This window comes from Bacteroides luhongzhouii (assembly GCF_009193295.2).
Classification (GTDB): domain Bacteria; phylum Bacteroidota; class Bacteroidia; order Bacteroidales; family Bacteroidaceae; genus Bacteroides; species Bacteroides luhongzhouii.
Window position 1 is genome coordinate 178,815 of the sequence record NZ_CP059973.1, and the last position, 11,358, is coordinate 190,172.

Here is an 11,358-nt window from a genome sequence, read left to right on the forward strand (position 1 = left end):
ACTTGTTTATCATTGGTGAACTGCGTACTTTTGCACGCCATTTAAAAAAGCAAAACAATGACCAACAAAACCAAAGGTTTTATCTATGGAGCGATTGCCGCTGCGAGCTACGGTATGAATCCTCTTTTTGCACTTCCGCTCTATGCAGCCGGAATGAGTGTCGATACCGTTTTATTCTACCGATACTTCTTTGCGGCAATCGTGCTGGGTATTCTGATGAAAATGCAGCACCAGTCTTTTGCGCTTCGTAAGGCAGACGTCTTACCCTTAGTCATTATGGGGTTGTTATTCTCTTTTTCATCACTGCTTTTGTTTATGAGTTATAATTATATGGATGCCGGAATTGCTTCAACGATTCTGTTTGTTTATCCGGTGATGGTAGCTGTCATTATGGGAATATTTTTCAAGGAAAAGATTTCCGTAATTACCGTTTTCTCCATCCTGCTGGCACTTTCAGGCATTGCCTTGCTTTATCAGGGAGATGGAAATAAACCACTATCGACTTTGGGAATTATCTTTGTTCTGTTGTCTTCCCTCTCTTATGCTATATATATAGTAGGTGTAAACCGTTCGACATTGAAAAACCTGCCGACCACGAAACTCACATTCTATGCCATTTTGTTCGGACTATCGGTTTATATCGTCCGTTTAAATTTCTGTATGGAACTGCAAGTAATACCATCTGTCTGGCTCTGGGCTGATGTATTATCACTCGCCATTCTGCCAACTGCCGTATCACTGGTCTGTACCGCACTGGCCATTCATTATATAGGCTCTACCCCAACGGCAATATTGGGTGCTCTGGAACCGGTGACAGCTTTATTTTTCGGTGTTCTCCTGTTTCATGAAAAACTGACTCCTCGGTTAATGATGGGTATTTTGATGATTATCACCGCCGTTACCCTGATTATCATTGGCAAGTCACTCATAAAAAAGATGGGGATGCTGTTGCAGATGAACAAAAAATAATATACTTTTGCTACTTAATCAATCAAAATGCAATTTTAAATCTCAAAAAATATGGTAGACGTAAAGACTTGCCTTGACAATGCACAAGAAAAGATGGATATGGCCATCATGTATCTGGAAGAAGCACTGGCACATATCCGTGCCGGAAAAGCGAGTACCCGCTTATTAGACGGTATCCGCGTAGATTCTTACGGAAGTATGGTGCCTATCAGCAATGTAGCTGCAATTACTACTCCGGACGCCCGCAGTATCGTGATTAAGCCTTGGGATAAAAGCATGTTCCGTGTCATCGAAAAAGCAATCATCGACTCTGACCTCGGCATCATGCCCGAAAACAATGGAGAAATGATCCGTATCGGCATCCCTCCCCTGACGGAAGAGCGTCGTAAACAACTGGCAAAACAGTGTAAAGGAGAAGGCGAAACAGCTAAAGTAAGCGTACGCAACGCGCGTCGTGACGGTATCGACGCACTGAAAAAGGCCGTAAAAGATGGATTGGCAGAAGACGAGCAGAAGAATGCGGAAGCCAAACTGCAAAAAATCCATGATAAGTATATCAAACAAATCGATGATATGCTGGCTGAAAAGGATAAAGAAATTATGACTGTTTAAATCAATCAAAGATTAAGAATGAAGAATGAGGAATCACAATGCTGTATTATTCAGTTGAAACACAGCCTGAATTCTTCATTCTTCATTTTTAATCTGTAATCAATATGAAGGGATTAGTAATCAAAAACACGGGTAGTTGGTATCAGGTGAAAACCGATGACGGACAATCTATCGAATGTAAAATCAAAGGTAATTTCCGGTTGAAAGGGATTCGTAGTACCAATCCTGTAGCAGTAGGCGATCGTGTTCAGATTATACTTAATCAGGAAGGCACTGCCTTTATCAGTGAAATAGAAGATAGAAAGAACTACATCGTCCGCCGTTCTTCCAATCTTTCCAAACAATCTCACATCCTTGCTGCCAATCTCGACCAGTGTATGCTGGTGGTAACCATCAACTATCCCGAAACTTCCACTATTTTTATTGATCGCTTTCTTGCATCCGCAGAGGCCTATCGCGTCCCTGTCAAACTGGTATTCAATAAGGTAGATGCTTACGACGAAGATGAGCTCCGCTATCTGGACGCACTTATCAACTTATACACACAAATCGGCTACCCTTGCTTCAAAGTTTCCGCAAAGAACGGCAATGGAGTGGACAAAATCAAAAAAGCGCTGGAAGGCAATATTACTTTATTTTCCGGTCATTCGGGAGTCGGCAAATCGACTCTTATCAATTCCATACTGCCGGGTATAGAAACCAAAACCGGCGAAATCTCTTCTTACCACAACAAAGGAATGCATACTACTACTTTCTCCGAAATGTTCCCTGTAGAAGGAGATGGCTATATCATCGACACTCCGGGTATCAAGGGCTTCGGCACATTCGATATGGAGGAAGAAGAGATCGGACATTATTTTCCTGAAATATTCAAAACCTCCGCCGACTGCAAATATGGCAACTGTACACATCGTCATGAACCGGGATGTGCCGTACGCAAAGCAGTGGAAGACCACCTCATCAGCGAATCCCGTTATACCTCTTATCTGAATATGTTGGAAGATAAAGAGGAAGGAAAATATCGGGCTGCCTACTGATTAACTCTTTTTTAATCTTCCTTTCTTTAAACCTTTCCCATCGGAGAGAGTCTAATTATTCTAAAGAGATAATATAATTGCGATATACAATACTAAACCATGAATAAAAAGACTAAATGGGGCATCATTTTTCTTGTTGGTGCCGGGATTATCGGTGGAGGAATCTACTCACAATTACCGAAAAAAAACGACGAACTAACAGCCGCCGACAAAGTGATGAGTGGCAATCAGAAAAGAGGGAAACAAGTTCTAAATGTGAACGCCAAGGTCATAAAACCGCAATCCCTGACAGATGAGTTTACCACTACCGGTGTTCTTCTACCCGATGAAGAAGTGGATTTATCTTTCGAAACGTCGGGAAAGATTGTAGAAATCAACTTTGAAGAAGGAACAGCCGTAAAGAAAGGCCAATTACTAGCCAAAGTGAATGACAGACAGTTGCAAGCACAACTGCAAAGATTGATTTCGCAATTGAAACTGGCAGAAGACCGTGTATTCCGTCAGGACGCTTTATTGAAACGGGATGCTGTCAGTAAAGAAGCCTACGAACAGGTGAAGACGGATTTAGCAACCCTGAATGCCGATATAGAAATTATAAAAACTAATATTGAACTGACTGAACTTCGTGCTCCGTTTGACGGGATTATCGGACTTCGACAGGTCAGTGTCGGTACGTATGCCTCCCCGACTACAGTTGTAGCCAAACTGACAAAAATCGCTCCACTGAAAGTTGAGTTCTCCGTACCGGAACGCTATGCCAAGCAAATCAAAAAGGGAACCAATCTCAATTTCAGCGTTGAAGGAACATTGGATGCTTTCGGCGCACAAGTATACGCTGTAGAATCTGCCATCGATCCGAATCTGCATCAATTTACCGCCCGTGCATTATACCCGAATGTCAATCACACCCTGCTTCCCGGCCGTTACGCCAGTGTACTGTTGAAAAAGGATGAGATTCCTAATGCGATAGCCATCCCTACGGAAGCAATTGTGCCGGAAATGGGTAAAGATAAAGTCTACCTGTACAAATCAGGAAAAGCCGAACCGGTGGATATCATTACCGGCATTCGCACCGCATCTGAAGTACAGGCAATAAGAGGGCTACACATAGGAGATACAATCATTACTTCAGGAACACTGCAACTCCGTACCGGACTCGCCGTTACACTTGACAACATTGATTAATAATACCAGCGCCCTATGAATATATCCGAATTAAGTATACGTCGCCCGGTATTAGCCACAGTATTAACGATTATTATCCTCCTTTTCGGATTCATCGGATACAACTATTTGGGTGTCCGCGAATATCCGTCGGTAGATAATCCGATCATTTCTGTCAGCTGCTCTTATCCGGGAGCTAATGCCGATGTTATCGAGAACCAGATAACCGAACCGTTGGAACAGAATATCAACGGTATTCCCGGTATACGTTCTTTGTCCAGTGTGAGCCAACAGGGACAAAGCCGTATCACAGTAGAATTTGAGTTGTCCGTCGATCTGGAAACAGCGGCCAACGACGTACGTGACAAGGTTTCACGTGCCCAACGTTATCTGCCCCGCGACTGTGACCCACCGACAGTTTCAAAAGCCGATGCCGATGCCATGCCTATCCTGATGGTTGCCCTTCAAAGTGACAAACGTTCTCTGTTGGAATTAAGCGAAATAGCGGACCTCACTGTAAAAGAACAACTACAGACTATTTCCGATGTAAGTAGCGTATCTATCTGGGGAGAGAAACGTTACTCCATGCGCCTTTGGCTCGACCCGGTAAAGATGGCCGGTTACGGTATCACTCCCGTCGACGTTAAAAACGCTGTAGATAACGAAAATGTGGAACTTCCTTCAGGTAGTATCGAAGGAAATACCACCGAGTTGACGATCCGTACGCTAGGATTGATGCATACCGCAGATGAATTCAATGACTTGATTGTCAAAGAAGAGAATAACCGTATTGTACGTTTCAGTGATATCGGACGTGCAGAACTGGGTCCTGCTGATATTAAGAGTTATATGAAGATGAACGGCGTTCCTATGGTGGGTGTCGTAGTCATTCCACAACCAGGAGCCAACCATATTGAGATCGCGGATGCTGTATACCAACGTATGGAGCAGATGAAAAAAGACTTGCCGGAAGATGTACACTATAATTATGGTTTTGATAACACCAAGTTTATCCGTGCGTCTATCAATGAGGTTAAGTCCACTGTATATGAGGCTTTTGTACTTGTAATCATCATTATCTTCCTCTTCCTGCGTGACTGGCGCGTCACGTTGGTGCCTTGTATCGTAATCCCTGTCTCGCTTATCGGTGCATTTTTCGTTATGTATCTGGCAGGATTCTCCATCAATGTGCTTTCCATGCTCGCCATCGTACTATCGGTGGGACTGGTGGTAGATGACGCCATCGTTATGACGGAAAATATCTACATCCGTATAGAGAAAGGAATGGCCCCGAAAGAAGCGGGAATAGAAGGAGCCAAAGAAATTTTCTTTGCTGTTATCTCTACCACTATTACGCTGGTGGCGGTATTCTTCCCTATCGTCTTTATGGATGGAATGACGGGACGATTATTCCGTGAGTTCAGTATCGTTATTTCAGGTTCGGTTATTATTTCTTCATTTGCCGCATTGACTTTCACTCCGATGCTGGCAACAAAGTTACTTATTAAACGGGAAAAACAGAGTTGGTTCTATGCCAAGACAGAACCGTTCTTTGAAGGAATGAACCGTCTATACAGCCGGTCACTTGCCGCTTTCCTTAGCAAACGCTGGATCGCTCTCCCATTTACTTTCATTACCATCTGCCTGATTGGTGTTCTGTGGAATGCAATTCCCGCGGAAATGGCTCCACTTGAAGACCGTTCGCAAATCAGTATCAATACACGAGGAGCAGAAGGCATCACTTATGAATATATCCGAGATTATACGGAAGACATTAATCAGCTGGTAGACTCTATTCTTACTGATGCGGAATCTGTAACTGCCCGTGTATCCAGCGGTAGCGGAAACGTGCGCATCACGCTGAAGGATATGAATGAACGTAATTACACCCAGATGGATGTTGCAGAGAAAATATCAAAAGCGGTACAGAAGAAAACAATGGCGCGTTCATTCGTACAGCAGCAGTCTTCTTTCGGCGGACGTCGTGGAAGTATGCCTGTTCAATATGTACTTCAGGCTACCAATTTGGAAAAACTGGAAGAAGTGTTGCCCAAGTTTATGGCTAAAGTATATGAAAATCCAGTCTTCCAGATGGCGGACGTTGATTTGAAGTTCAGTAAACCGGAAGCTCGTATTCAGATCAACCGCGACAAGTCCAGTATTATGGGGGTAAGTACCAAAAACATTGCTCAAACGCTGCAATATGGATTAAGTGGCCAGCGTATGGGATATTTCTATATGAACGGTAAACAATACGAAATTCTTGGTGAAATCAACCGCCAGCAACGAAATAAACCGGCCGACCTGAAAGCGATCTACGTCCGTAGCAATAGTGGAGATATGATTCAGCTGGATAACTTGATTGAATTGGAAAGCGGTATTGCACCTCCAAAGTTATATCGCTATAACCGTTTTGTGTCAGCTACGATCTCTGCGGGATTGGCAGATGGCAAAACAATCGGACAAGGCCTGGATGAAATGGATAAGATTGCCAAAGAAACATTAGACGACACTTTCCGCACTGCTCTGTCAGGAGATTCGAAGGAATATCGTGAAAGTTCATCCAGTCTGATGTTCGCCTTTATCCTGGCTATCCTTTTGATTTACCTGATTCTGGCAGCCCAGTTTGAAAGTTTCAAAGATCCGTTGATTATCATGTTGACAGTGCCACTGGCTATTGCCGGAGCTTTGGTCTTCATGTATTTCGGAGATATTACGATGAATATTTTCAGTCAGATCGGTATTATCATGCTGATCGGCCTGGTGGCGAAGAATGGTATCCTGATTGTAGAATTTGCCAATCAGAAACAGGAAGCCGGAGAGGATAAAATGAGTGCCATCAAAGATGCTGCCCTGCAACGCCTCCGTCCGATTCTGATGACAAGTGCCTCTACGGTTTTGGGACTTATTCCGCTGGCATTTGCCACCGGAGAAGGTTGTAACCAGCGTATTGCCATGGGTACGGCGGTCGTGGGTGGTATGGTCGTATCTACTCTGCTTACGATGTACATTGTACCGGCTATTTACAGTTACATTTCGACTAACCGAATCAAAAAACTACAAGAATGAAACAGAAAGGAATTTGCATGAAACGCATCATTTATATAACCATTGCATGTGCCTTCTTATCAGTCTCTTTTGCAAAGGCACAAGTCCTCACTCTAAAGGAGTGTCTGGAAGAAGGATTGCAAAACAATTACTCTTTACGTATCATCCATAATGAAGAGCAGATCAGCAAAAACAACGCAACATTAGGAAATGCGGGTTACCTGCCTACACTGGACTTCTCTGCCGGATACACCGGAAACCTGGACAATATTGAAACCAAGGCGCGTGCTACCGGGGAAATAACAAAGAACAACGGAGTCTACGATCAGACGGTTAATGTCGGTCTTAACCTCAACTGGACTATTTTCGACGGATTCAATATCAGTACCACCTACAAACAGTTGAAAGAGCTGGAACGTCAGGGGGAAACCAACACCCGTATTGCTATTGAAGATTTTATTGCTGCCCTGACTTCCGAATACTATAATTTTATCCAGCAGAAGATCCGTCTGAAAAACTTTCATTATGCAATGTCCCTTTCCAAAGAGCGCTTGCGCATAGCCGAGGCTAGTCACCTGGTCGGTAAGTTTTCAGGACTGGATTATCAGCAGGCAAAAGTGGATTTCAATGCAGACAGTGCCCAATACATCAAACAACAGGAATTGCTACATTCTTCACGCATCCAGTTGAATGAACTAATGGCCAACAACAACGTCAATCAAAACATTATTATCAAAGACTCCACCATCGACGTACACAGCGACTTGCAATTTGATGATTTGTGGAATTCTACGTTAGCAACCAATGCTTCTTTGCTTAAGGCCGATCAAAACACGGTACTTGCCCAATTGGACTACAAGAAAATAAACTCACGCAACTATCCATATCTCAAATTAAATACCGGATATGGATATACGTTCAACAAGTATGACATCAACGCAAACAGTAGAAGAGGTGAACTGGGTTTTAATGCCGGAATAACTGTCGGTTTTAATATATTCGACGGTAATCGTCGCCGCGAAAAGAGAAATGCAAGTCTGGCTTTCAAAAATCGTCGCCTGGAACGACAGGACATGGAGTTAGCACTCCGCTCTGATCTTAGTAACCTATGGCAAGCCTATCGCAACAATCTCCAATTGTTGAATCTGGAACGTCAAAACCTGATAACCGCCAAGGACAACCACGATATTGCCATGGACCGTTATATACAGGGAGACCTCTCCGGCTTTGAAGTGCGCGAAGCACAAAAAAGTTTGTTAGATGCAGAGGAACGCATCCTCTCCGCCGAATACAATACGAAACTTTGCGAAATATCACTGTTGCAAATCAGTGGAAAGATTACGAAGTATCTGGAATAAGGAGCATACATTTGCATACCATAAAAACATTAAATAATAAAAGCCATGAGAAAACTAAGCCTTTTCTTACTGCTACTTTTTATCCTGACAAATGTTTCAGCCCAAAAAGCAACAGATTACAGAAAACAGCAAAACTACAAAGAATGGGTACACATCGCTCCCAAATTTGACGATGATTTCTTCAAGACGGAAGAAGCCCAACGCATCGGTGACAACGTGTTACTATATCAACAAACGACCGGAGGCTGGCCTAAGAATATTTATATGCCGGCGGAACTGACGGAACAAGAATATAATGCGGCACTAAAAGCTAAAGAAGATACCAACCAAAGTACCATTGATAACAATGCCACTACGACAGAAATAGAATATTTGTCACGGCTTTATCTGGCTACGCAAGAGGAGAAATATAAAGAAGGAGTGCTGAATGGTATTCAATATTTGCTCAAATCACAGTATGAAAACGGTGGATGGCCTCAATTTTATCCGCGTCCCAAAGGTTATTATGTACAAATCACCTACAATGACAATGCAATGGTAAGAGTCATGAATCAACTTCGGGCCATATACGAAAAGAAAGCTCCGTACACTTTCCTTCCTGACAATATCTGCGAACAAGCACATAATGCATTTAATAAAGGGATAGAGTGTATACTCAAAACGCAGGTGCGCCAAAATGGAGAGTTAACAGTATGGTGCGCCCAACACGACCGTGTCACTTTGGAACCCTGCAAAGCACGTGCCTATGAACTCCCGTCACTAAGCGGACAAGAGTCTGACAATATTGTATTGCTGCTGATGTCACTTCCCAATCCATCTGCAGACGTTGTAAAATCCATAGAAGGAGCTATCAAATGGTTCCAAAAGTCTGAAATAAAAGGAATACAGAAGGAATATTTCACTAACAGTGAAGGCAAAAAAGATTATCGCATGATTCCTTGTGAAGACTGCCCTACTCTTTGGGCACGTTTTTATGAACTGGAGACAAACCGGCCTTTTTTCTGCGACCGTGACGGCATTAAAAAATATGATATATCAGAAATCGGGCACGAGCGCCGGAATGGCTATAGCTGGTATAACAAAGATGGAAGTAAGGTGTTGAAGAGATATGAAAAATGGAAAAAAGAACAGCATAAGTAATCACAAATGATGAAAAGTTGATATTTACACTGCAAAAGTAAATATTCGGAAAATCTTTAAGTCCTTAAAATAAGAAGAGGGGCTGTCTAACAACAAAAAAGTTAGACAGCCCCTTATAAATTCACGGTATTTACAACCTCTTCTTACAGTTTTATCCCAATAGGTATAAACCGGTTATTTTTTGCAATTCCACGGTTTCAACTGTTTAAAGAAGTCATTACCCTTATCATCTACCAAGATAAATGCAGGGAAGTTTTCTACTTCAATCTTCCAGATAGCTTCCATACCCAATTCCGGATATTCCACACATTCGATGCTCTTGATGTTATTCTGTGCAAGGATAGCTGCCGGGCCTCCGATAGAGCCAAGATAGAAACCACCATATTTCTTACAAGCATCTGTCACCTGCTGGCTACGGTTACCTTTTGCCAACATCACCATGCTACCGCCATGACTTTGGAACAGTTCTACATAAGAGTCCATACGTCCTGCCGTAGTAGGACCCATAGAGCCACACGCCATGCCTTCCGGAGTTTTTGCCGGACCTGCATAATAAATAGGATGATCCTTAATATATTGTGGCAAGTCTTCACCGCGATCCAAACGTTCTTTCAGTTTAGCATGAGCAATGTCACGGCCTACGATAATCGTTCCGTTCAATGACAGACGGGTAGCAACCGGATATTTAGTCAGCTCTTTCAGAATTTCAGGCATCGGACGATTGAGGTCGATCTTTACAACATCACCTTCACCAGCCTGACGCAATTCTGCCGGAATAAGTTCACCCGGATTTGAATCCAGTTTCTCAATCCAGATACCTTCTTTATTGATTTTACATTTGATGTTACGGTCGGCAGAGCAAGATACGCCCAACCCTACCGGACAAGAAGCACCATGACGAGGCAGACGGATGATGCGTACATCGTGAGCAAGATATTTACCTCCGAATTGTGCACCCAACCCAATCTTGTGAGCTTCTGCCAATACTTCTTTTTCCAGTTCGACATCGCGGAATGCACGGCCATATTCGTTTCCGGTAGTCGGCAGGTTATCATAGAAATGAGTAGAAGCTAATTTCACTGTCAACAGGTTCTTTTCAGCAGAAGTACCACCAATTACGAAAGCGATATGATAAGGAGGACAAGCTGCTGTTCCCAATGTTTTCATCTTTTCAACCAAGAACGGAACCAGTGTACCGGGATTCAGGATCGCTTTTGTTTCCTGATACAAATATGTCTTGTTGGCAGAGCCACCACCTTTTGTTACACAAAGGAATTCATATTCCATACCTTCGGTAGCTTCGATGTCAATCTGTGCAGGGAGGTTACATTTGGTATTTACCTCATCATACATATTCAGAGGCGCATTCTGTGAATAACGCAGGTTTTCTTCAGTGTATGTTTTATATACGCCCAGTGAAAGCGCTTCTTCGTCAGAATATCCAGTCCACACCTGCTGTCCTTTTTCACCGTGAATAATAGCAGTACCAGTGTCCTGACAGAATGGAAGTATGCCCTTTGAAGCAACTTCTGCGTTACGCAGGAAAGTCAGCGCCACATACTTATCGTTTTCACTTGCTTCCGGATCACTCAGAATCTTAGCAACTTGTTCGTTGTGTGAACGACGAAGCATGAATGATACATCACGAAAAGCCGCATTAGCCATCGCAGTCAAACCTTCTTTTTCAATTTTCAGGATGGGATTTCCTTCAAACTCGCTTACTGATACATAGTCTTTTGTAAGCAGATAATACTCAGTTGTATCTTTTCCCTTTTCAAACATGGGCTGATACTTAAACGGAGGTGTTGCCATAAGTTTCTTATTTTATTACGTAATGTTAGTTAGTGTGGCAAAGGTAGTAATTAAGAATGAAGAATGATGAATGATGAATGAAGAATTAAGAATGAATAACGGAGAAAAGAAGGAACAGCAAGAGACAACCCTAAACTATAAAACAAGAAGCGGCGAACAAGCAATGCTATCCTTCGGCATCTGCTGTTCACCGCCCACTGTTTTGTTTACAGTTTGCT

The 11,358-nt window shown here is 42.9% G+C and carries 8 protein-coding genes; 7 read left to right on the forward strand and 1 reads right to left on the reverse strand.

What is annotated here, in order from left to right:
• The first annotated feature begins 57 nt into the window (after window positions 1-57).
• The 7 genes from GD631_RS00640 (at window position 58) to pelA (ending at window position 9,328) form a co-directional block, all read left to right on the forward strand.
• Entirely contained in the window at window positions 58-969 is a 912-nt protein-coding gene (locus GD631_RS00640) for an EamA family transporter (RefSeq protein ID WP_143257662.1), read from the forward strand.
• Window positions 970-1,020: 51 nt separating this feature from the next.
• On the forward strand, window positions 1,021-1,581 hold the full coding sequence (frr, locus tag GD631_RS00645; RefSeq protein WP_143257661.1) for a ribosome recycling factor: 561 nt from the start codon (window positions 1,021-1,023) through the stop codon (window positions 1,579-1,581).
• Window positions 1,582-1,685: 104 nt separating this feature from the next.
• A complete protein-coding gene (gene rsgA, locus GD631_RS00650; RefSeq protein WP_143257660.1) occupies window positions 1,686-2,618 on the forward strand; it encodes a ribosome small subunit-dependent GTPase A in 933 nt (310 codons plus the stop codon).
• 99 nt (window positions 2,619-2,717) lie between these two features.
• Window positions 2,718-3,803 (forward strand): efflux RND transporter periplasmic adaptor subunit, encoded by a 1,086-nt coding sequence (locus GD631_RS00655; protein WP_143257659.1) that lies wholly within the window; start codon window positions 2,718-2,720, stop codon window positions 3,801-3,803.
• Between the two features lie 15 nt (window positions 3,804-3,818).
• A complete protein-coding gene (locus tag GD631_RS00660; RefSeq protein WP_143257658.1) occupies window positions 3,819-6,851 on the forward strand; it encodes an efflux RND transporter permease subunit in 3,033 nt (1,010 codons plus the stop codon).
• A complete protein-coding gene (locus tag GD631_RS00665; protein ID WP_081352715.1) occupies window positions 6,848-8,188 on the forward strand; it encodes a TolC family protein in 1,341 nt (446 codons plus the stop codon). The genes GD631_RS00660 and GD631_RS00665 overlap by 4 nt, the downstream gene beginning before the upstream one ends.
• A 45-nt stretch (window positions 8,189-8,233) precedes the next feature.
• A complete protein-coding gene (pelA, locus tag GD631_RS00670) occupies window positions 8,234-9,328 on the forward strand; it encodes a pectate lyase (RefSeq protein ID WP_143257657.1) in 1,095 nt (364 codons plus the stop codon).
• Window positions 9,329-9,502: 174 nt separating this feature from the next.
• Here the strand turns inward: pelA and GD631_RS00675 are convergent, their stop codons facing one another.
• Window positions 9,503-11,140: a fumarate hydratase gene (locus tag GD631_RS00675; RefSeq protein WP_143257656.1), complete on the reverse strand. Its 1,638-nt coding sequence runs from the start codon at window positions 11,138-11,140 to the stop codon at window positions 9,503-9,505.
• Window positions 11,141-11,358 lie beyond the last annotated feature (218 nt).

Excerpts from the sequence above, each read along its gene's own strand:
- GD631_RS00640 (WP_143257662.1), top strand. The coding sequence starts at position 58 with ATGACCAACAAAACCAAAGGTTTTATCTATGGAGCGATTGCCGCTGCG.
- frr (WP_143257661.1), top strand. The coding sequence starts at position 1,021 with ATGGTAGACGTAAAGACTTGCCTTGACAATGCACAAGAAAAGATGGAT.
- rsgA (WP_143257660.1), top strand. The coding sequence starts at position 1,686 with ATGAAGGGATTAGTAATCAAAAACACGGGTAGTTGGTATCAGGTGAAA.
- GD631_RS00655 (WP_143257659.1), top strand. The coding sequence starts at position 2,718 with ATGAATAAAAAGACTAAATGGGGCATCATTTTTCTTGTTGGTGCCGGG.
- GD631_RS00660 (WP_143257658.1), top strand. The coding sequence starts at position 3,819 with ATGAATATATCCGAATTAAGTATACGTCGCCCGGTATTAGCCACAGTA.
- GD631_RS00665 (WP_081352715.1), top strand. The coding sequence starts at position 6,848 with ATGAAACAGAAAGGAATTTGCATGAAACGCATCATTTATATAACCATT.
- pelA (WP_143257657.1), top strand. The coding sequence starts at position 8,234 with ATGAGAAAACTAAGCCTTTTCTTACTGCTACTTTTTATCCTGACAAAT.
- GD631_RS00675 (WP_143257656.1), bottom strand. The coding sequence starts at position 11,140 with ATGGCAACACCTCCGTTTAAGTATCAGCCCATGTTTGAAAAGGGAAAA.